Here is a 21077-nt window from a genome sequence, read left to right on the forward strand (position 1 = left end):
GAATGTTTATCTTCTTTTAATTACCCCTGCTCTTTTATCCCTCGCATTTCTTTTAGCTTAAAAAGCTTTTTCTTGGTTAGCTGCTCAAGCTCATATTTTACAATTAAAGGTTAACAAGAATTTTTCCTAAATTTTAGGCTTTCTTGAAAAACAAATGAATGCTCGTGTAAACTGGTCGGTCATAAGTAAGTTTCAACCTTGGAGCAGGGTGCAGGCAATAACTTCCTTTATAAAAAATTGCCTTTGCTGGCTAAGTTGTAAATGGCATTTTCTAGCATGTAGGTTAGGCTTATATCTTTTTTCAAATTGTTCATATAAATATGCCTATAATAATAATAAGCTTTTCAAATGCCTAAAGATTTAAATGCCAATCCTATGAAAGATTATCTCGTGGTAGTAGGTGGAGGAGCAGCAGGCTTTTTCGGAGCCATTGCCTGCGCTCAAGCTTGCATAGCCAAAAAAGTGATTCTTTTAGAAAAGAATAGACAGCTTTTATCTAAAGTGCGCATTTCAGGGGGTGGGCGCTGTAATGTCACGCATGCATGCTTTGACCCAGTAGCTCTAGTAAAAAATTATCCACGCGGAAGCCAAGCTTTGCTAGGTCCTTTCACTCGTTTTCAACCTCGAGATACTATTCAGTGGTTTAAAGACCGTCACGTGGAGTTAAAAGTAGAAGAGGATGGGCGCTTATTTCCTCTTACTGATGATTCTGCTACCATTATTGATTGTTTAATGCGTGCTGCCAAAGCTGCCCATGTAGAGGTTCGTACAGAGAGTGGGGTTGAAAAAATTGAGGTCCAAGCGGCAGGGTTTGTTATTCACCTTACGAATGGCTCATGGGTAGAGTGTAAAAAGTTATTGTTGGCTCCAGGCAGTAGCCCTAAAATGTATGAATTATTAACCGCTTTAGGACATCAGATTGTGCCTCCTGTGCCCTCATTATTTACTTTTAATGTTCCTACTTCTCCCTTGCTAGACCTTGCCGGCATGTCGATTTCTAATGTAGGCTTACGTATTCAGCAGACAGATCTTAAGCAAACAGGTCCTCTCTTGCTTACCCATTGGGGATTTAGTGGGCCAGCAGTATTAAAGCTGTCAGCTTGGGGGGCAAGAATCTTGCATGGTATGAATTATCAAGCTACCTTAGTAGTCAACTGGCTGCCAGAGATGAATAAAGAGGCCTTAGCAGCATGTTTAAGTAATTATAAAGTGAAAAATCCTGCCAAATTAATTTCTTCAGACAGTCCGGTAGCTCTTCCAAAAAATCTGTGGAAAAAGCTTACTATTATGGCTGGAATCCCGTGTGGCATGCGTTGTTCTTATCTATCAAAAGTTCATTTAAATGCATTGCTGGAATTGTTACAAAACTCTACTTTTAACATTCAAGGGAAAACAATTTTTAAAGAGGAGTTTGTGACTTGCGGGGGAGTGAATCTCGATGAAGTTAATTTCAAAACGATGGAAAGTAAAAAATGCCCTGGCTTATTCTTTGCGGGCGAAGTGCTAGATATTGACGGAATCACCGGGGGCTTTAACTTTCAGAATGCTTGGACAACGGGTTGGATTGCTGGCCAGGCGATGGCAAAAGATTAAATTTTTTGCATATTCTTCTTTATCTTGCAACTTAAGCTTTTTTATCGATCTCTAAGTCGCTTAAGGAAAAAAATACCTGCCATGGCTAAAAAGAAATAGGCTTAAGGGGTGGCAACGAAGTTACCACTTGGCTAAAGGGGGAAGCGAGCATAAAATAGCCTCAGGATTGCCTCCCGATTGAAATCCGAATTTTGTTCCTCGGTCATACATTAAATTAAATTCCACATAATGAGCGCGAGCTTCTAGCTGCTTTTCTTTTTCTTCAACAGAATAAGGAAGAGATACGCGTTTTATGTAGATAGGAAGGATAGCTGCTAAAAATTGTTTGCCTACCGTTTGCCATAGGTGTAAATCTTTCTCGTAATCGCCGCTGTTATAATGGTCAAAAAAAATGCCTCCCACTCCACGTTCTTTATGACGATGGGGAATATAAAAGTACTCGCGAGCATTTTGCGAAAAAAGAGGATATAGACTAGGATCGATAGAGTTTAGAAACTCTTGAGTTGTTTGATGAAAATGCCCCGTATCCTCAGCATAGCTAAAGCCCATGGGCGTTAAATCAAAGCCTCCTCCAAACCATGATTTTTCTTGCGTTTCGATGTAGCGAATGTTCATATGGACAGTAGGTGCATGCGGGTTGACCATGTGAGTAATCAAGCTTACTCCTGTAGCAAAAAAAGGCCCCGAGCTTTCGCTCATAGGAAAATGAGGTCCATAGACTCCCGACCAGTTAACGGCTGCTTTTTCAAAAACTTCTCCTCGTAAAATAGAGATTTCGCCCCCTCCTCCTGTGGGATGTTGCCATGGTTTCCTTGTAAAACGCTTACTGTTTTCCAATTTTTCAAAAGCGATAATGATCTCATCTCTCAAGTGTTTAAGAAAATGGATTAAAGAGGAGTGTCTATTGCTGGAGGATTCATTATGCATATAAATTCATAGGTTTTTTGATTAGCCTTTAAAAAAGAGCTTGGTATTTTTTACATACATTACGGCAAAAGAGTGCTTTTTGCCTACAATAATAAGAAATGTTTGCAAAGTAATAGAGAAACAAGAGAGGTGTTTTTATTTTTAAGAACAGAAATTGGCAAGAGCTGAAAGTTTATACTCTCCTAAAAAACTCCCGGCTCCTCACTCAGCGGAGGCTTGTTTTAGTTAAGGAGCCGCCGGAGTTAATCTAAATGCTTTAGAAGTCCCGACCGCTAGGTATTTATTTTGTGAAGAGCATAGGCTACTTGTATCTATTATAAATAGCTGGCTATCAAAAGAATGGCCTGTTTTTTTTATTTAAGGTAAATAGAAGTATATCCCCATTTATCTTCAGCGCTCTCTAAAAAGCTCTTTTTGCTAGGTTGGAAAAGCGAGTCAAATGAATCAAGGCCGTCTATAAATATAGATTTTAGTAGAATAAAGATCGGCAACCTCTATAATTTGTTCAGCCTTCCAAGAAGGAACAGCGAAGGTATGGGTGACTACCCATGCCCCTTGAGGTAATTCTTTTTCAAATTTACTTTTTAATTTTTGCATGGCTAGAGGATATAGATAGCAGATAATCATCTTAGCATCCATAAGGTTAGCTTTAAAAAAATCATGATAGCGAAGATGCAAATGAGGTGAGCGCGAAAAGAAATGGCGCATTAGGCAAAAGAAATAAGGGATAGGAGAGCTTTCGTAAGCTAGAACCGTACATTGAGGATATTTGTGAGCAAGCGAGAATGCTAAAGTTCCCCATCCTGCGCCTAGTTCATAAATAAGACCTTTTTCCTGCAAGGGCAGATTGTTCATTAAGATCTGTTTTACAGAAGGAGAGGTAGGCATAGGACCGATACCATTTTTTATTGACCAGCCAATTATTAAAATGAAAAGAAGGAGTAGCAAAGATAGCAAGAAAATCATAAAACATTTTATCGAGCGTTTAATTATCTATAGTGCTTAAGTAGGGAAGAAAAAGCAAGCAGCTAGCTGTAAAATAGGCAAATATTTTTCCTGTTTCTTTAGCAGATTGCCATATTTGCTATAGATTCATAAATGCTTATTTTGCTATGCATGGCTATTTTCTTTTACGGCTATTAGCTTGATAGTGGATGGGCTTTCTGCTTAAAAGAACAATAGGTTTACCACTCAAAAAAAGGAGTGAGGTTTATGATAGAGCTTAAGGGTGAGAAGACTCAGCTGGCGATTAAAAATCTTATAGAAATGTGTGGAAAATCTTCAGCTACATTCGAAGCAGAGCTTGTCACGCAGATGATTGAAACGAGCCTTAAGCTACTTATCGAGAATAATGATACCGGGCAATTAAAACTTATTAATCGCTCCTTAAAGGAGATGCGGTATGCTTATCGCATCTTTAGTAAATTTAAGCAGTCGCGTTGTATCAGTATTTTTGGATCAGCCCGCACCCCCGAAAATCATCCTGATTATTTTGCAGCCAAAAGCTTTAGCACTCAAATTGCAGAACTAGGCTGGATGTGCATTACAGGAGGAGCTGATGGAATCATGAAAGCAGGCTTAGAAGGTTCTCAGAAAAAATCAAGCTTTGGTCTTTCTATTCGCCTGCCTTTTGAGGCACCCACTAATACTGTTATTGCAGGCGATCCTAAATTAATCGTTTTTCGTTATTTCTTCATACGCAAATTAATGTTTCTAACTCATTCAGATGCAGTAGCTGTTTTTCCTGGGGGATTTGGGACGATGGACGAATTGTTTGAATTGCTAACGCTTATGCAAACAGGAAAAGCAAATCTAATGCCTTTAGTCCTAGTTGAAAGTAAAAATGGAGTCTATTGGCCCCATTGGAAAATGAATATCGATGAGCATTTGTTAGCTAATGGTTGGATTAGCCCTGAAGATCTTAATCTTTTTTACATTGCTCGCTCGGTTGAAGATGCCGTTTTACATGTCCAACAGTTTTACCGTCATTATCATTCTTGTCGCTATGTAGGTTCACAGCTTGTCATACGTCTAAATAGGGAGCTAACAGATCGGCAAGTAGAGCATCTAAATAAGCATTATCAAGTTCTGGTGGCCGAAGGAAAGATGGAGAAAAGCGGGCCATTACCCCAGGAAATAGATCACTTAAGTTTACCGCGTCTGGTTTTTCAGCATACCCATCGCGATTTTGGAATCTTGCGAGCAATGATCGATACACTCAATGCTTTTTAAAGAAACAGAGAAGGGGTTGTTAAACACAACCCCTTCTGCGACTGCTTGAGAAAGTAAATAGTTTTATTATCTATTTTCTCGGCGAGCTAGGCCGCCTTTACGGCCCATTTCTCTGTACTCTTCGCGAGAGCGATGAGAGGCTGTAGCTAAGCCGCCTTTACGACCGGCTTCCTGGCGGCTCATCTTGCCACTACCTTGGTGGCTATACTCTTCCTCACCTTCCTCTTCATCACTTTCGTCGTGATGAGCTTCAGCACCTTGGTGCTGACCTCTTTGGCTATAGCCATGGCTTGCACCCCTTTGGCTTCTATAACCTTCATCTTCATCTTCATAATCCTCATCGGATTCATGTCCTTGATAGGATTCCTCGCCGTGATGACCACTTTGATAGCGGCCATGGCTTTCACCCCCGTGGCCTCTATAGCCTTCATCTTCGTCTTCATAATCCTCATCGGCTTCATAGCCTTGATGAGATTCCTCGCCGTGAGAGCCAACTCTTTGATAGCGACCATGGCTTTCACCTCGGTGGCCTCTATAACCTTCATCCTCTTCTTCATAATCTTCATCAGATTCATGGCCTTCCTCATAGCCCCCACGTGCATGGCCTCCTTTGCTGCCTATTTCACGGTAATATTCAGGACCATATTTAGAAGAGACGGCACGGCCGCCTTTTCGGCCAATTTCGCGATAAAAGTCAGGGCCATACTCTTCGGCGACCCTTTGCCCGCCTTTATGGCCAATATCATGATAGAATTCATGTCCACGTTCGGAGGCTACCTTTTCTCCTCCTTTGTGGCCAATTTCACGATAAAAGTCAGGTCCATATTTAGAAGAGACGGCACGGCCGCCTTTTCGGCCAATTTCGCGATAAAAGTCAGGACCATATTCTTCGGCGACCCTTTGTCCGCCTCGATGACCAATATCTTGATAAAATTCATGTCCACGTTCGGAGGCTACTTTTTCTCCTCCTTTGTGGCCAATTTCACGATAAAAGTCAGGCCCATATTTAGAAGCGACGGCACGACCACCTTTTCGGCCAATTTCGCGATAAAAGTCAGGGCCATACTCTTCAGCGACCCTTTGTCCGCCTTTATGACCAATATCTTGATAAAATTCATGCCCACGTTCGGAAGCTACTTTTTCTCCTCCTTTGTGGCCAATTTCACGATAAAAGTCAGGACCATATTTTGAAGAGACGGCACGACCACCTTTTCGGCCAATTTCGCGATAAAATTCAGGACCATACTCTTCGGCGACCCTTTGTCCGCCTCGATGACCAATATCTTGATAGAATTCATGTCCACGTTCGGAAGCTACCTTTTCTCCTCCTCTGTGGCCAATTTCGCGATAAAAGTCAGGGCCGTATTTGGAAGCTACAGCTTGGCCACCTTTATGTCCAATTTCTTGGTAAAACTCTGGCCCATATTTTTCCGAGACGGCTCTTCCGCCTCTTTGGCCTGCTTCTTGGCGGCTCATAGGCTCTTGATGTCCACGGCCACCGCGTCCACCACGATCAGAAGAACTTCTACCTGAACGAGCTTCAGCTCCTTTTTGGCCTGCTTCTTGGCGAGTCGCTCCAGACGATTTTCTAGTAGGCATAAATAACCTCCTTCATATGTTAGTAAAAGGACACTGACAGGTGATAAGAGATGTTGAACGCTTGCTAGAACGCTTGCTAATTTGAAAGTTCGATTGTGAGGATTTCCAGGTGTAATTTTCAGTTCTCATATTCGTTATAATAGAATAGAGCTTGTAGTATCACCTTATGACTTGGATTATGAAAAGATAAGAATTTGATGACAAGCAGGAATTTCATCTTCGCAAAGCGAAAAGCCAAAAAAAGAAAAAAAATAAAGTGCTAGATGCTTAAAATCAAAGGCTTAGGTTTAAACAAAAAAGAGTGATTTTTTTACAAATATTAAAATTTGCTTGTTTAAATATGCATATAAGCCTGCTTTTTAAGCGAGCCTAAAGCCAAAAAATATGATAAGCATGGATTAGACGGTCTTAAATATTATACTTCTGACCCAGTACCCTTTCCTCATTAGCTTATTAAGCCATTTAAAAATAAAAAAAACAAAGAATTAAATTAACTTTTTTACTATTTTAGACTAGCTTTCTCAGTTTTGTAGGTTCCTTCTTTAACAGGTTATAAGATTACAGATAGACTCATTTCTCTTCCTGGCTTGCAAGGGAGCATGTGGTAGCTTCTGAAGGCCAAAGCTTAGCTTGCACGATAAGCCAAAGAAAGTCCAAAGAAGAGAGGATAGCTTTCTATAAGCTTAGCCATACTCTTTCATGCTCTTTATCAGGTTTTCTAGTTTTTGCTAAAAAACAAAAGTGGCGGCAAGCCTCAATGAATGCTATTGCATCCAAATTTATTGCATGCTTTTTAAGCTCATCTTTTAAGAAATATTGAAAAGGATGCCCAGCAAATGGAGGAACAGCTTAGAGAAGTAATCATCTAATAAGTAACAGGTTTTTACATAAATTGGGAAGCCTTATGGTTATAAAGTTTCTTATCTTAAATGGCTCTTGCTTGGCTGCTGACTTCTGATGATAAATTAAGAGTTTGGAAGGATGGTTTTTTTAAAGTTGTAGCTGTGTTTAAATCTTTTTCGGCTTTATTAAGTCTTCCTTCTTATCAACCCTTGCTTTTATCTTAAATATTTATAAAGTAAAGATGATTAGAAGAGCGAAATGAAGGGGAAGACTCTTATCAAGGAAGCTACTTGGCTTAACATATCCTACAAATGACTCTTTCTCGCAACTTTTAGAATTTAATTCATTTTTTAAACTTTTGGAAAGTAACCTTATTAATTTTTTCATGAGCAAATCAAAAGATAAATGTAAGGCGGTTAAGAGACAAAAAAAGGATATAGAATAAATGTAAGGAAGGATTGAATAAAAATGTATACTTATACTCTAAAAGTTGAGTAAAATGTGTGTTTTTTATAGGCCCTTAAGACGGTCGGTAAATACAGATTAAAATTTGCTTCAACATATACTATTTTATGCTTGCAATGTGAGTTAAAAAACTTGTATATGAACGCTCAACTGTAACAAAAGAGTGTTTAATGAAATGTCCTTTTTGCCATCATCGTGAGCTTAAGGTTATCGATTCGCGCGATGCTGCTGAACTAAATGCTATTCGGCGTAGAAGGGAATGCTTAGGATGCTTAAGAAGGTTTACTACTTTTGAGACAGTAGAACTCACGGTACAAGTGCATAAACGTGATGGGCATTACGAAGATTTTCAACAGCAAAAACTCGTGAATGGTTTAGAGGCGGCATGCCGTCATACCACTATTAGTCATGATCATGTCATTGCTTTGGCTGCAGAAATCAGCGAGGAACTCTCGCAACGCCAAGTGCATGTAGTGAGTACTAAGGAACTTGGCGAAATAGCCATGAAGCATTTACAAGCATTAGATGAGATTGCTTATATTCGATTTGCTTGTGTATATAAGCGATTTAAAGATATTGAAGAACTTATGCAAGCAATTAAAACCATTCAACCTAAAGAAAGTTTAAATAAAAGTTCCCAGGCTTGTTCGACGAGAAAGCCTTTAACGGAAATTCTAAAAAATTAAATAGTTATATTTTAAAAGGAGGTCCCTATGGGATTAAAGAAAAATGATGTCGCCCATTTCAAAAAGAAGCTAGAGGAGATGCGCGCTCAGCTAACCCATATCTTGAAAGGTTCGACTGCTGAGGTTAAAACTCCTGATGAAGCTACAGGTTATTCTCAGCATCAAGCAGATCAAGGTACGGATGATTTTGACAGAACCATTAGCCTTGAAGTAACTAGCCGAGAATACCATATTCTTCGACAAATCGAAAGAGCATTGGAAAAAATTGATGAAAACACTTATGGAATTTGCGATCTTACTGGCGAAGAGATACCGTTAGCTCGTCTAGAAGCGGTTCCTTATGCTACTATGACTGTAAAAGCGCAGGAGCAGCTGGAGAAAGGTTTAATTTGAGCATGATTAAGTATTTTACCATTTGTTTATCATGGCAGATGCTAGCTTTCATTGGATGTAGTGCTTTGATGGTAGACATCGTTACAAAATACCTTACTTATTACTACTTACCTATTTCCAATCATTTGTTGCTATGGTATCCTTATGGAGGAATAGGACTATTTAAAGACTTCCTAGGAATTGAATTTTCTATCACTCATGCCATTAACCATGGAGCTGCCTGGGGAATGTTTGCTGAGCTAAAGGACTTTTTGCTAGTCTTGCGCCTCTTCATGATTGGGGGATTGATAGGTTATTCTCTTTTTTATAATCGAAATAAAAGCTGGCGGCTACCTCTTCTATTAATTGTGGTAGGGGCCGCAGGAAATGTTATCGATACTTTTGTTTATGGACATGTGATAGATATGTTTCATTTCGTTTTCTGGGGGTATGATTTTCCTGTCTTTAACGTAGCCGACTCCTGCATTACAGTAGGGGTAGCCTGGCTATTAATAAGCTCACTTTTTGAAAGAGAAAAAATTCACCCTATAACCTGATGCTATGCTTAGTGTAAAATCTAGTCCTGAGCCTTATCAAGCCTCTAAATGGCTTTCTGTAGCTATGCTAATTGAGGAATCTGAAATACAGGCTCTTTTTCAGGCTTTAGGGGATTTTAAAATTTTTTCCATAGGAAGGGTAGAAAAAAGTGGAGAAGGACAAATTTCTCGTGAAGTTTTTCTGTCTAATTATAATCATTACCTTCACTTACTTAAAAGTAGGCAAACTCATGAAATGGAGTACTTTCGTTCCTTCTTTACTTCTGTGCTGACTTTTTCTGCAGATTATTTATATGCTTTGTCAATAGGCAACGATCGCCAGCTCATACGCATTGCAAAGCCAGTCGTGCAGCTGCAGCTGCATACCCTCGATTATTCGGTAGCTGATAATAAATTCCGTTCGATGGTGTTAGGAAAAGAGCCGGTTTCATGGGGGTTGCAGTTTTCATATCCCCAACTTTATCAAGATCCTCAAACACATGCTATCTATAAAGTAGGAGAGGCTTATACTAATACAGCTTTGTTTCGATTGATTCAACAATGGCAAAGAAAATATACGGTCCCCACCCCTTTCTTAGTTAAAGAAAAATTGATAAACGTGCCTATGCGCATAGGAAAAGAATGTTTTTCCTGGATCAATCAACATCCCCAGCTAGAAAGCAGAGGTTTGCAGGTCCAACTTCCTTCCCCTACGAAAATCCCCTGAATAAAAAAGCCGGATAAAAGCCAGCTTTTTAAAGGCTAGGCTGAGAAGGTCTTTTGCTAAATAGCCAGCGCTTAAAATAAGCTTTCTTAAGCTGGCAGAGGGGTAACGATCAATGAAAAAAGAAGCTTTTTAAACCGATAAAAAGTAGAGGCTACTATAGATAATTTATTGCTTGATAGTGTATATTAGCACCTATGAAAAATTGCATGAATACTTATTCTTTAATAGATAGTGGAAACGGTTACAAATTAGAACAATTTGGTCCTTATACAATATCAAGGCCATGCTCACAAGCAGTATGGGAGCCACGCCTTTCTCAAGAAAGCTGGGATAATGCCCATGCTTTTTTTTCTCGAGAAGGACAAAACAAATGGACTTTTCGGAAAGAAAAGCTCCCAGATGTGTGGCAGATCAAAGTGGCAGATATAGTTTTCAAAATCTCTCCAACAGATTTTGGCCATCTAGGGATTTTTCCTGAGCAAAAAGCTTTTTGGAAGTGGATCCAAAGCAGGCGTATTAAAGGTAAGCGTGTGTTAAATTTATTTGCCTACTCGGGTGGCTCAACTCTTGCAGCTGCGCAGGCTGGAGCAGAAGTGTGCCATTTAGATGCTTCCAAAGGAATGGTAGCCTGGGCCCGTGAAAATGCTGCTTTAAATCAACTTGAGAAAACTCCTATTCGTTGGATTATTGATGATGTTTTCAAGTTTTTGGGACGGGAATTAAGACGCGGGTCCCGCTATGATGCCATTATTCTCGATCCTCCTAGCTTCGGCAGGGGGGTTAATGGAGAGGTTTTTAAAATTGAGGAGGAAATCAACAAGCTCTTAAGAAGTTGCCGAGAGCTGCTCACCCCCAAACCCTTGTTCATCTTGTTCTCTTGCCATACTCCCGGCTTTTCTCCTTTAGTTATGAAGCATCTTCTCCATCAAAACTTAGAAGGACTTTCCGGAACGATTGATGAAGGAGAGATGTTATTAGAAGGCTGTGCCGAAACCTTTCCTATTCCTAGTGGAACTTTTGCAAGGTGGCAATATGCAGAGTAAAGTCCTTACGTTAACCAGCTTACAAAACGCTCGTGTTAAGCAAGTGATTGGCCTTCGTGAGCGCCGGGTACGTGATAAGTCCGCGCAATTCATTATTGAGGGATATCGAGAAATTTTACGTGCTTATGAAGCGGGATATAAAATTGATAGTCTTTTTTATTGCCAGGAACTGTTTTTAGGAGAAAATGAAAAGCCTTTGATCGACTCTTTAAGTAGTAAAGGAGCTCAGCTTTTTCATTGCTGGGAAAATATTTTTCGGAAAATGTCGTATCGTGATCGTCCCGACGGATTAATTGCTATCGCTGCTCAACAGCGGCGAGGGCTAGATCAGTTATCAAGCTTGATTAAAAAAAATGCTCATTCTCCTCTTTTAGTGGTGGCAGAAGCTATTGAAAAGCCTGGTAATCTAGGTACCATTTTACGTTCATCCGATGCTGTTCATCTCGATGCCTTGATTGTTTGCGATAAATGTACAGATATTTATAATCCTAATGTAGTACGTGCTAGCGTAGGGACTTTGTTTACTGTCCCCGTGATAGAAAGCAAAGGCCATGAAACCATTCATTGGTTAAAAAAGCATAACATCTCTATTGTTGCTGCTACTCCTAGCGCTAAGTTAGAATATACACAAGCCGACTTAAAACAACCGGTAGCTATTGCTGTTGGCACCGAGCAGCTAGGTCTATCAGAGGCGTGGATGCAGCAGGCTAATATCCAGGTAAAAATTCCTATGCTTGGGGTAGCCGATTCTCTGAATGTAGCTATGGCCACTACCTTACTTTTATATGAAGCTTTACGTCAGCGACAAGGGTAAGTCATATGGACCCCCAAATTCTTTATGAAGATAATCATCTTTTTGTTGTTTGCAAGCCTGCAGGAATTTTAACGCAACCTAGTGGTACCCAGCAAAAAAATTTAGAAGACATTTGTAAAGTCTGGCTTAAAAAAACTTATAATAAGCCGGGCAATATATTTTTAGAAGCTGTCCATCGTTTAGATAAATCTGTAAGCGGCATTGTAGTTTTTGCACGCACGAGTAAAGCTCTTAGCCGCTTAAATGCTGCACTACGCCAGCAACAATTTCGCAAAGTATATTTGGCAATTGTCGAAGGTCTTCCTGAAAAGCCGGTAGATACTTTAGAGCATTACCTTTTGCATGATGACTATCAAAGTCTAGTAGTTTCGAGCAATAGACTTGATGCAAAATTATGTCGCTTACATTATCAAGTTCTTAAGCATACTAACCAGGCTTCTTTAGTGGAGGTTGTTTTGGAGACGGGCCGTTACCATCAAATTCGTGCTCAGCTAGCTGCCATCGGAAAACCTATTGTGGGGGATGCTAAGTATGGAAGTCAAAAGCCTTGTTTTTCTCCAGGTATTGCTTTACATCACGCGGAGTTAATGTTTCCTCATCCTACTTTAGGAAGGTCTATTACCCTAAATGCAACCTTGCCCGAAGAGATGCTTAAGCTTTTGTAACCAAGCAGCATAATCAGCTTTAAGAAGAAAAAACTATAGATTGCAGACAAGATGGGCGGAAGGGTACCTAGATAAACCTAAAATCTTAAATTTTACTTTTCTCTTCTGAAATGTCTGGAAGTGGCGGAATGGTTTTCATGACGAGCTCTAATGCTTCATATTCTCCTAACACGCGGTCAATGTTTTTTATAATAAGAGATGTATCTTGGTGGGTGGCTACTTTAGGATTTTTAAATAAATCTTTCAAATCTTGAAAAGGCTGCATAAGAATCTTCACGTTAATGCTTTTATCTTGAAGGAAAGTAGATTGAGTAATTTCTTCCAATCCATTGATAAGGCTAAAAAAGGGATCTTTTAAATCCAAAGAGGTGTATTCAATCTCTTCTAAGATATTTCTACTTATTTCTAGAAGGGTCAGGCTGGCTCTAACACCAATATCAGGTAAGCCCTGATTTATCGCTGCCTTCGCATGGCAGCTTAGAAGGCGGAGAGGATAGCTGGCCAAGGTTAAATCAAATCTTGCGCAATGAAGAATTATTTTTCCCCATACTGTTACTAAGGTAGCAGCTACTTGCTCAAGCTTTTTTGCCAAAACTTTTTCATTAATAAGGGAGATACGTTCAAAGATATAATACAATATATAGCTAGTTTTATCGTGCATATCTGAATTTTTCTCCCGACTATCGGTAGCCATATGTGCTATCCTTTTAGAGGAAGATAGGAAGTTTCTTATAATGTTTGGCATGGCTTGTAAAGCTTGGTTGCAAACAGTTGCATTCATTTTATGAGTAGATATTAAAGCTGTTTCGGTAAGTGCCTCCACAGCTTCGCAAAGCTCTGATTTTCTATCATTTTGGATGCTTTCTTTGGCTATTTGGGTGAATAAAACCACCTGTTCCAAAGGATTTAAATAAGTGATGAGTCTTTTTAAAAGCGTATAATAAATATCTAGGGTGATTCCTAAGCTAAAAACCGAGAGAGCTAATCGGTGGCTCTTTTGCAGATAGTTTAGCCAGAGGGTATCTAAGGCAAGCATGTAGCTTAACAGAGCGAAGAGCACTATCCAGCTATAAATACCTAAAAGGTATTTATCTTTTTTAAATAAACTTAATAAATAGGGAGTGGAATTTTGCCCAGCTTTTTGCAGAGGTATTAAACTGCCTGCCATTGTCAAACAAAAAAGGACAAAGAAAGCCGTTCCTATGATCAATAAGAGGTAGCCTAGTAAATTTTCATTTGGCAGGTTAATTGGCGTAAAAGGAGCAAAAAGTATAAAGAAGGCGGCGAGTGCAGAAAGAAAAATTCCAATCATTGGATACCTTTGTGAATTTAAGCGAAGGTTATCATAAAACTAATTTTTGTGTATCTATTCTCAAAAAAATGGATAAATAGCTTTTTCTTTTTAGCATGCTTTTATTTTCGAATAGCATTTTATAGCCAGCCATTTCCACAACTAAATTAATTTATTGCCTTTTTAGCATGAATAGTGGCCTTTGGACAAGCTCTTACGGTGATATCATTCACATTAACTTACAAAGGCATCTTCTTTTACAACATATAATCTAGGGATTTACAAGGAGGTTAATGGAAAAAAAGCAATTGTAGAGGAAGGATGGGAGGGGGAGAGCCTATCTTCTCTTCTGCGTTAGAGCCCCCTACAGAGGATAAAACACAGGTGCTAGCACTAATACATCTTAAAGAGATTTTAATAAATATTTTGTTTGGCTTGAAAATTAAATTGCTGGCTATTACTATTTGTGGTAGATATAGTTATTATTTATTCAATAAGGTTAACTAAGGTAATTAAATGTCAATTTTCTCAACACAACCGATATTTCAAATGTTACCAGTAACAGAGCCAATGGCTCAAACATTAGCAAATAGGCCCCTAGTATTTCAAACGTTTCCAAAGGCGGAACGGATATCTCAAAGCTTGCCGAATGCAAAGCTAATATCCCAATTGTTACCAAAGGCAGCATCAATAGCTCAACCCTTGCCGAAGGTAGAGCTAATATCTTCATTGTTACCAAAGACAGAGCCAATAGTGAATGCAGAGCTAATATCTCAGCTGTTCTCCGAGATAAAACCCATGCCTCTAATGTCAGAAATGGAGTGTCCGTTTGCTTGGAAATCCGAAAGCTACTCCTTAATCAAACTGATCCAGTTGTTACCTTCGGGCGCTAAGCTTCCAATGAGTTTTACTACTAAACGATCCTCTAAAGTTTTAGGCTATATCCCTATTATTGGGACTGCTATGGGGATTTTTCGAGTTTATAAAGGGATCCAAGAGTATCGTTTTTTTAATACTATACACTTACATTCGCTAACTACCCGAAGCTTTAAATGGATTGCAAGAGGAGTTTGTGAAAGTATTCCTATCCTTGGAGGTTTAATTTGCCTAATTATGGACGTTATATCTACGATATTGAGCAAAAATAGTTCGCATATCCTTTTAAACTTTGAAGATGAAACGCCTTGTGGATATTGCCATGCATGTGGTTATTGCAACTGTTAAAGCTATCTTATGATCATTTTATCCTAAATAGCGTTAATGCATGTGCAATCCTACCGACCAAGAAGCATTATTTACATGCTTTTAAGCTACTTCTTATGTAATCCCATCCTTTACTTTATAGTGTCACTTTGTAAGTAGAGCGGTAGGTTTCAGAGGAGCCGGTATACAAACTTAAGATTTTTGAGCCAAGGATGGCTCCCTATTTGCTGATACCATGGCATGGTTCAATAGAGGTTAACTTGGTCGAATGATTTTCTTCTTCGATCCTGATTCTTCAAATGAGGGCTTACTTAGAATCTTACAAATAGCCTAAGGAAATTTATCTTAAAAAACATAACAAGTCTTGCGTGTGGAAGCTAAAATCTTCATTCTGGGGGGTGTTAAACCTTTTCTTTATTCAATTTAGCTCTTCTAAAAAATGCTTCGTGAAATTTTTTGCCACCTTTCTTGTTCCCTAATTTGTCGATAGCATATATACACGGCTAATAACTTCTGAGGCTTATTGATATAAAAATTTTAAAATGAAAGTTAACCCGCTGATTTTACAGGTGTGATTTAATATAAAAACAATAGGCAGCAACAAGCGTCGAGAAAACCTTTGCTTATGAATCAACTCTCCTCAGATTGTTATGATATTAAAATTTTCATTTACAGCAGCTGCAGAGCTACTTTTTCCTTTCTTGATTTGAAATAGGCAAGCTTGCTAGCATTTGATGAATGTTATTAAAAATTGAGAAAAATAATGTCTAATTCTAAGGTCCTTACGGCCATCCGGCAAAGCATCCAGGCAGTTGAAAAGCTTTTATTACCTCATAATCAAGCTTTCCTGCAGCAGGCAGCTTCTTTGATTGCCGAGTGCTTTAGTCGGGGAAATAAACTGATTATTGCCGGAAATGGTGGTAGTTTATGTGATGCCGCACATTTTGCAGAGGAGCTTACAGGAGTTTTTCGGCAGACACGACCTGCTTTGCCAGCTCTTGTTTTGTCAGAGCCTGGTCATCTTACTTGTGTGGGAAATGATTTAGGTTATGAAAATATTTTTTCTCGGGGGATAGAGGCGTTGGGAAAGCCTGGCGATATATTTGTTGGCTTGACCACTAGTGGAAATTCTTTGAATATTGTTAAAGCTTTTGAAGCAGCTCGCCTCTATCAAATGCAAATAATCGCCTTCTTAGGAAAGACCGGCGGGCGGTTAAAAGGTATTGCAGATTTAGAAATAATTATTGATGGATTTGAAACCTCTGATAGAATTCAAGAGGCACACATGGCAGCTATCCATATCATCATTGAATTGGTAGAAAATAGGCTTTTTTATTCTTCAGCATCCGCTTTAGGTAAATAAAAGTATTGGCTCTTCATAACCCTATAATTTATGATTTAAACTTGTATGTTAAAAAAGCTAGAGCGCTATTTGGTTGATCTTATTCAAGGTAAAAAGCAAGGGGCTTTGGCTTTTATAGCTAAAACTTTACTTAGATTTCTTAGCTGGATTTACCAACTGATCATAGCTGGCCGCAATTGGGCGTTTGATCAAGGTTGTTGTAAGCAGTATCATGCTCCTGTGCCCGTGGTAATTAGCATTGGCAATATTGTGGTGGGAGGGACTGGTAAGACCCCCGTTACCTTGATGGTGGCACAAGCTTTTTCCAATGATTTTACTATTGCTATTTTATCGCGAGGTTATCGTTCTAAAGCCGAGCATCTTCCTTTACCTGTGATTTTAAGTTATGGCAACGGACCTGTACATCCTGCAGCTTATTGTGGGGATGAACCTTACCTTTTAGCTCAGAATTTACCAAAAGCTCATATCATTGTTGGTAAAAACCGCCAGCAATCCTCCAGAATGGCGGTTAGGGCAGGAGCCCAGCTAATTCTACTAGATGATGGTATGCAGCATCGTAAATTAGCTCGCGATTATGAGATTGTAGTCATTAATGCTTTAGATCCTTTTGGCCAGGGGTACTTTCTACCCCGTGGCTTCCTGCGCGAAGCTGTTTCTTCTCTTTCCCGTGCAGATTTGATTGTTCTTAATCATCTACAAGATAAAGAGCAGTTTCAGTTAATAGCAAAAGAGATTCGTAAGTTCTCAGAAGCTCCTTTAATAGCCACGAAAATGGAAGTTGCAGAGGTATTGGATTTACAGGGACAGCCATTAGCGGAGCTAGTAGGAAAAAAGGTCGGAATCTTTTGTGCAATCGCTCATCCTGATTATTTTTATCAAACTGTGAAGCAATTAGGAGCAGAGCCTGTGGATACCGAATTTATGCTAGATCATTTAACTTTTACTACTGAAAGCTTAATCCAATTTTGTGAAAGAGCTAAGGCAAAGGGAGCGGAGTGGATCTTATGCACGGAGAAAGATAGGGTAAAACTTGATGAATTAGCTCTAGCTGGCCAGCCAATCGGTTGGTTAAAGATGACTTTAAGAATTGTTGAAGGAAAAATTCATTGGGAGGGTTTTATAGAAAAAACCAAACACTACATTAAGCGCAGGATATAAATTTGAATCTTTAGCTTTCCTAAACCCTAGCTTAATGGATATTCATTAAATCCTAGGCTTTATTTAAAAAGATCAAGAAATATCGGTTGCTTTTTAAGCTAGCTGGAGAGCTTGCTAAATTAAAAAACCAATATGCATTTTTTGGCTGTTTAAAGGATATTTGCATCTTATCTTTTAAATTTTTCGTTTCGAGGGTAGTCCATGGAGTAGCTCTAGTATGCATAGGCAGCCAGAAGCGGCAAGAAGCTCTTCTAATTATATGCTTTTAAGCTACTTCTTATGCAATCCCCTACTTTATAAAGCCTTTATCGTTAAGTAGAAAGACAGCTTCCAGAGGGTTAATAGGTCGATTAAGTTTTTTAAGCATATTACATCGTTTAAAAATAATGTGCTTGCGAGCAACTCTTTATGTAATCATATACCTGATAAAAGGTGGTTCAAGAACGTATTATTAAAAAACAGCTTAATTTTTTTCATAATCTTTTAAAGAGAGATCTCTTCAAGCGATAGGAGCGTAGCATATACCATATGATACTAATTAGGCTAAGAACTGTCCACACGATCAAACGAGGAGTATTGAACCAAGGATAGGGCTTTTGAGGAGGGGTACCCCACCGAGGCCCTGGCGGCCATATAATCCAATCAGGAGCGCCTTGTAAATTAGCTTCTGGTACAAAGCCAAAAACGCGGCTATCGGCGCTCATGGCATGATTGTCTCCTAAAGTTAGATAGTATCCTTCAGGAATTTTTAGGCCAAAAGTTTCAATAAAATCTTTATCTAACGAGCCATCTTCTTTTAAAGGAGCTCCATGATCCTTGAAAGCAATATAGGGTGCAGCTTTTGAAGCTCTTTGTTCGCGCACTTTCTCATTTTTGTTAAAGGCAAGAAGGTAAGGATCTTCTGGCATAAAAATGGGCGCCCCTAAGGTGCATAATGCTCCGTCCCTAAAATAGGCATAACGGGCAGGATATAAAAATGGGTTAGCAGCTGTAGGTTCATAATGAGTGCTCATTTCCATGCCAAGATTGTATAGTAGCTGAACATGAGCAGGATCACGACTGTAAATAGGGTGGTTTCTAGGAAGTTCCCAAGCCAGGCTTGCAAGGCCTATTTGATAGGCAATACCATTGTAGAACTCATAAGTGCCGTTAGGGATTGTCGGCATTAAAGGGCTATCCTTAGCTAAGCTAGAAGAATTGTAGCTATAGCGTGTAGCGCGTCCTTCCCGCACGACAAAACGAGCCGTATACATAGTGTTCATTAAGACATCGATATGTTTTTGAGATAAAGGAATGATTGTTGTAAAAGCACCAACCAGTGGCTTAATACCCAAGCGACTTTGTTGGAAAAGCGTTTCCGGGTAATTAAGGCAAGGCGTATGCCGCATTTCTAAATAAAGGAGGCCTTGGCTAACTTCATCTTTATTAAACAACTTGTGATCCGTTAGCTGCTGCTGATTTAGAAGACGAGAGAGCGCAAAATTGCGAAATCCCCAAAAATCACTATAGGTCTTGATCTCCTGATGAGGGATTCCTGAAGCAAGGGGCTCATCTTTAATCCATTCTTTGCCATTGTATATTTCGCCAATTACCTGATTGGAAGGGAGGATAGTCATACGACCGATGGATTGGTGCATTTGATTAAAAACAAACTGATTTTTTTTCGGACGCGTCACTAAACCTTCTAAGTAAAAAAAAGGAATATAGCTTAAATCTTTTATCCAAGGGCTATTACGTAGCTCTACCTGATCTGTTTTATTCTTATCCATTCCGTAAATCTTACCGCCATAAAAATAAACCGTATCTCCAGGCTTAGCCATACAGCGTTTAATATAGCGTTTTTTATAAGGAAAAAGCCATAGGTAGTGAGAGTCAGTGTCCGGCAAATCAATATTATCCCCTGAAAAAATTACGATCCCGGTTCTTTGTACAAGAGAAGGATCAAAATAGAGATGACCTGTCGTAAAAGGGGTGTTAATACCAAAACTTGTTTTGCTAACTAACACGTTATCTTGTTCTCGAAAAGTAGGTCGCATCGAACCTGTGGGTATTTCATAGGCTTCAAATACTAGCTGGCGTAAAAGGGTGGCCATCAATAAGGCGACGAGGATAACTACACTAAATTCTCGGAGGTATTCAAATAGGGATTTTTTTAAAGTTACTTGGTTATACGTTTCTAGGATATGTGCCAGCTTACTAGCTTCTTCTTTATTTTTTTGAAGAAGGGCTTGATCCAAATTCTCTAAAAGGTTTTCTAAGGTAGCTTTTTGCTCTAACGATAAGACCTTATGTTTTCTTTTGTAGCTTTTACAGCCGGCTACAAGAATGGAGCGGGATTTGCTAAGAGTATAAATTTTCATGGAATCCCTAATTTTTTAAAGATTAGCATCGTAAATAAAATGCTCACCAAAAGCAAATATAAAAATAAGAACGCTTCTAAATTTTGCGAGCAGCGCCTAAACTTCTTTTTTTTGTATGCTTTTTGTACGCTTTATGCCCTAAAAATAGAGAGCTAGGAGGACTAATTCTGTGGAAATTTTGTTTAAAAGGTGTGTGTAAAAAGTTTCTTATAACGAAAATTGCAACAAAATTTTGGAAAAAATGTCAGACTAAAAAATACAAGAAAAGATAAATAAGCGTTTGATTATAAATGAAATAAGAAGAAGTGTGGGTAGATTGTCGGCAAGAAAAAAATTCTAAAAATAAAAAGTGGAAAATGCTTGGTTTTTGTTGATAACTTAGCCAGCTTTCCTTAGCGGCCTCTCTTTGGCAGGAGCTCCTCTACCATGCACTCCTTTACCGCTGTCAATAATGTGAATTTTGGCTTTCCCGATAATTCCGCTGACTTGTAACCAATAAGGAAAATAAGAAGGATAAATACCCGCTACTTGGGGTAAATAAATTTCAATGATTTTGCCCGATAGTTCACTACCATCTTTCGGCCAAAAAGCGCGCCATGCTTCAAAACTTATCCCTGGGATGATCTTTCCTTCGAAAATTAATTTAGGTTGCCAGTAAGGTCTCCTATCGCTAGCTTGAGAAGGAGGAGGCGGCCCTACTTTCCTCCGTTCTTTAAGGGGAATATTATAAAGTTTTAAATTTAATAAAGTGGATAAAAAATTTTCTCCCTCCGGGAAGGTATACCATCCGTTTTTTGTATAAGAAAAATATTCAGATATATGCCCCGAAGTAGTATCAATCACGTATCGCACCCAGGATGTATGCCCAGGAGCATTTTGTTCAGCCCACTTTTTCCATGAAAATCCTTCTAATTGAATGCTTTGGCTAGGAACCGTAATCTCTTCTAAAGAAATTTCATGGGAGGCAAAAGTGTCGATAAGTAAAAAAGTATAAGTTTTATTTTGCAAAGTAACAATATAATCCCCAGAGTTTGCTTTTCTCAATTTATCTTTTAAATAAAGCTCTTGCCCATTTAACTGAAAAAAATAGCCGCAAAAGAGGAAGATTAAAAAACTGTAAAAATTTTTATGCATACTTTTCCTAATTAATCAACTTATCCTAGAATATCTTATCTTGCTTTAATTTTTAACGGTAGAATA

18 protein-coding genes are annotated in these 21077 nt (G+C 38.9%); 12 read left to right on the plus strand and 6 right to left on the minus strand.

The features are described from left to right. Positions 1-348 precede the first annotated feature (348 nt). The gene (locus NEOC95_RS05640) at positions 349-1593 is read left to right on the plus strand and encodes a BaiN/RdsA family NAD(P)/FAD-dependent oxidoreductase (protein WP_249270183.1); all 1245 of its coding nucleotides are present in this window, start codon (positions 349-351) and stop codon (positions 1591-1593) included. 120 nt (positions 1594-1713) lie between these two features. Here NEOC95_RS05640 and hemF read toward each other — a convergent pair whose 3' ends face one another. Both hemF and NEOC95_RS05650 read right to left on the minus strand, forming a co-directional pair. Next, entirely contained in the window at positions 1714-2520 is an 807-nt protein-coding gene (gene hemF, locus NEOC95_RS05645; protein ID WP_213152101.1) for an oxygen-dependent coproporphyrinogen oxidase, read from the minus strand. A gap of 444 nt (positions 2521-2964) precedes the next feature. Further along, positions 2965-3486 (minus strand): class I SAM-dependent methyltransferase, encoded by a 522-nt coding sequence (locus NEOC95_RS05650; protein WP_249270184.1) that lies wholly within the window; start codon positions 3484-3486, stop codon positions 2965-2967. Positions 3487-3732: 246 nt separating this feature from the next. Between NEOC95_RS05650 and NEOC95_RS05655 the strand changes: the two genes are divergently transcribed. Continuing rightward, positions 3733-4752, plus strand: coding sequence for an LOG family protein (locus NEOC95_RS05655; protein WP_213152102.1), 1020 nt, complete (start codon positions 3733-3735; stop codon positions 4750-4752). Between the two features lie 66 nt (positions 4753-4818). Here NEOC95_RS05655 and NEOC95_RS05660 read toward each other — a convergent pair whose 3' ends face one another. Further along, positions 4819-6351, minus strand: coding sequence for a KGG domain-containing protein (locus NEOC95_RS05660; RefSeq protein WP_213152103.1), 1533 nt, complete (start codon positions 6349-6351; stop codon positions 4819-4821). A gap of 1478 nt (positions 6352-7829) precedes the next feature. Here NEOC95_RS05660 and nrdR point away from each other — a divergent pair. The 7 genes from nrdR to NEOC95_RS05695 all read left to right on the plus strand — a co-directional run bounded on the left by nrdR (position 7830) and on the right by NEOC95_RS05695 (position 12502). Then, positions 7830-8345, plus strand: coding sequence for a transcriptional regulator NrdR (gene nrdR / locus NEOC95_RS05665; RefSeq protein ID WP_166154539.1), 516 nt, complete (start codon positions 7830-7832; stop codon positions 8343-8345). A gap of 27 nt (positions 8346-8372) precedes the next feature. Further along, the gene (locus NEOC95_RS05670) at positions 8373-8738 is read left to right on the plus strand and encodes a TraR/DksA family transcriptional regulator (RefSeq protein WP_166154541.1); all 366 of its coding nucleotides are present in this window, start codon (positions 8373-8375) and stop codon (positions 8736-8738) included. Between the two features lie 2 nt (positions 8739-8740). Next, a complete protein-coding gene (gene lspA / locus NEOC95_RS05675) occupies positions 8741-9274 on the plus strand; it encodes a signal peptidase II (protein WP_166154543.1) in 534 nt (177 codons plus the stop codon). A gap of 4 nt (positions 9275-9278) precedes the next feature. Further along, positions 9279-9980 (plus strand): hypothetical protein, encoded by a 702-nt coding sequence (locus NEOC95_RS05680; RefSeq protein WP_213152104.1) that lies wholly within the window; start codon positions 9279-9281, stop codon positions 9978-9980. Between the two features lie 206 nt (positions 9981-10186). Beyond that, a complete protein-coding gene (locus NEOC95_RS05685; RefSeq protein WP_213152105.1) occupies positions 10187-11023 on the plus strand; it encodes a class I SAM-dependent methyltransferase in 837 nt (278 codons plus the stop codon). Next, complete coding sequence (locus tag NEOC95_RS05690; RefSeq protein WP_213152106.1) at positions 11013-11837, plus strand: TrmH family RNA methyltransferase; 825 nt, start codon at positions 11013-11015, stop codon at positions 11835-11837. Before NEOC95_RS05685 ends, NEOC95_RS05690 begins: the two co-directional genes overlap by 11 nt. Before the next feature lie 5 nt (positions 11838-11842). Then, a complete protein-coding gene (locus NEOC95_RS05695) occupies positions 11843-12502 on the plus strand; it encodes an RluA family pseudouridine synthase (protein WP_213152107.1) in 660 nt (219 codons plus the stop codon). 85 nt (positions 12503-12587) lie between these two features. On the opposite strand, the gene NEOC95_RS05700 is transcribed toward NEOC95_RS05695, so the two are convergent. Continuing rightward, a complete protein-coding gene (locus tag NEOC95_RS05700) occupies positions 12588-13814 on the minus strand; it encodes a hypothetical protein (protein ID WP_213152108.1) in 1227 nt (408 codons plus the stop codon). Positions 13815-14546: 732 nt separating this feature from the next. On the opposite strand from NEOC95_RS05700, the gene NEOC95_RS05705 reads away from it, so the two are divergent. The 3 genes from NEOC95_RS05705 (at position 14547) to lpxK (ending at position 17517) form a co-directional block, all read left to right on the plus strand. Beyond that, positions 14547-15017 carry a hypothetical protein gene (locus NEOC95_RS05705; protein WP_213152109.1) on the plus strand — a complete coding sequence of 157 codons (471 nt, stop codon included), beginning with the start codon at positions 14547-14549 and terminating at the stop codon, positions 15015-15017. Positions 15018-15759: 742 nt separating this feature from the next. Further along, the gene (locus NEOC95_RS05710; RefSeq protein WP_166154557.1) at positions 15760-16359 is read left to right on the plus strand and encodes a D-sedoheptulose-7-phosphate isomerase; all 600 of its coding nucleotides are present in this window, start codon (positions 15760-15762) and stop codon (positions 16357-16359) included. A 45-nt stretch (positions 16360-16404) separates the two neighbouring features. Continuing rightward, a complete protein-coding gene (gene lpxK, locus NEOC95_RS05715) occupies positions 16405-17517 on the plus strand; it encodes a tetraacyldisaccharide 4'-kinase (RefSeq protein ID WP_213152110.1) in 1113 nt (370 codons plus the stop codon). Between the two features lie 473 nt (positions 17518-17990). On the opposite strand, the gene lepB is transcribed toward lpxK, so the two are convergent. Together lepB and NEOC95_RS05725 are read right to left on the minus strand one after the other, a co-directional pair. Beyond that, positions 17991-19877: a signal peptidase I gene (lepB, locus tag NEOC95_RS05720; protein WP_213152111.1), complete on the minus strand. Its 1887-nt coding sequence runs from the start codon at positions 19875-19877 to the stop codon at positions 17991-17993. Positions 19878-20255: 378 nt separating this feature from the next. Then, positions 20256-21011 carry a hypothetical protein gene (locus tag NEOC95_RS05725; protein WP_213152112.1) on the minus strand — a complete coding sequence of 252 codons (756 nt, stop codon included), beginning with the start codon at positions 21009-21011 and terminating at the stop codon, positions 20256-20258. Between the last annotated feature and the right edge of the window lie 66 nt (positions 21012-21077).

It is taken from the genome of Neochlamydia sp. AcF95 (assembly GCF_018342455.1).
GTDB lineage: Bacteria > Chlamydiota > Chlamydiia > Chlamydiales > Parachlamydiaceae > Neochlamydia.

What these genes read in the sequence shown, in the direction of transcription:
- NEOC95_RS05640 (WP_249270183.1), top strand. Translation starts at nt 349, where the DNA reads ATGCCTAAAGATTTAAATGCCAATCCTATGAAAGATTATCTCGTGGTA.
- hemF (WP_213152101.1), bottom strand. Translation starts at nt 2,520, where the DNA reads ATGCATAATGAATCCTCCAGCAATAGACACTCCTCTTTAATCCATTTT.
- NEOC95_RS05650 (WP_249270184.1), bottom strand. Translation starts at nt 3,486, where the DNA reads ATGATTTTCTTGCTATCTTTGCTACTCCTTCTTTTCATTTTAATAATT.
- NEOC95_RS05655 (WP_213152102.1), top strand. Translation starts at nt 3,733, where the DNA reads ATGATAGAGCTTAAGGGTGAGAAGACTCAGCTGGCGATTAAAAATCTT.
- NEOC95_RS05660 (WP_213152103.1), bottom strand. Translation starts at nt 6,351, where the DNA reads ATGCCTACTAGAAAATCGTCTGGAGCGACTCGCCAAGAAGCAGGCCAA.
- nrdR (WP_166154539.1), top strand. Translation starts at nt 7,830, where the DNA reads ATGAAATGTCCTTTTTGCCATCATCGTGAGCTTAAGGTTATCGATTCG.
- NEOC95_RS05670 (WP_166154541.1), top strand. Translation starts at nt 8,373, where the DNA reads ATGGGATTAAAGAAAAATGATGTCGCCCATTTCAAAAAGAAGCTAGAG.
- lspA (WP_166154543.1), top strand. Translation starts at nt 8,741, where the DNA reads ATGATTAAGTATTTTACCATTTGTTTATCATGGCAGATGCTAGCTTTC.
- NEOC95_RS05680 (WP_213152104.1), top strand. Translation starts at nt 9,279, where the DNA reads ATGCTTAGTGTAAAATCTAGTCCTGAGCCTTATCAAGCCTCTAAATGG.
- NEOC95_RS05685 (WP_213152105.1), top strand. Translation starts at nt 10,187, where the DNA reads ATGAATACTTATTCTTTAATAGATAGTGGAAACGGTTACAAATTAGAA.
- NEOC95_RS05690 (WP_213152106.1), top strand. Translation starts at nt 11,013, where the DNA reads ATGCAGAGTAAAGTCCTTACGTTAACCAGCTTACAAAACGCTCGTGTT.
- NEOC95_RS05695 (WP_213152107.1), top strand. Translation starts at nt 11,843, where the DNA reads ATGGACCCCCAAATTCTTTATGAAGATAATCATCTTTTTGTTGTTTGC.
- NEOC95_RS05700 (WP_213152108.1), bottom strand. Translation starts at nt 13,814, where the DNA reads ATGATTGGAATTTTTCTTTCTGCACTCGCCGCCTTCTTTATACTTTTT.
- NEOC95_RS05710 (WP_166154557.1), top strand. Translation starts at nt 15,760, where the DNA reads ATGTCTAATTCTAAGGTCCTTACGGCCATCCGGCAAAGCATCCAGGCA.
- lpxK (WP_213152110.1), top strand. Translation starts at nt 16,405, where the DNA reads ATGTTAAAAAAGCTAGAGCGCTATTTGGTTGATCTTATTCAAGGTAAA.
- lepB (WP_213152111.1), bottom strand. Translation starts at nt 19,877, where the DNA reads ATGAAAATTTATACTCTTAGCAAATCCCGCTCCATTCTTGTAGCCGGC.
- NEOC95_RS05725 (WP_213152112.1), bottom strand. Translation starts at nt 21,011, where the DNA reads ATGCATAAAAATTTTTACAGTTTTTTAATCTTCCTCTTTTGCGGCTAT.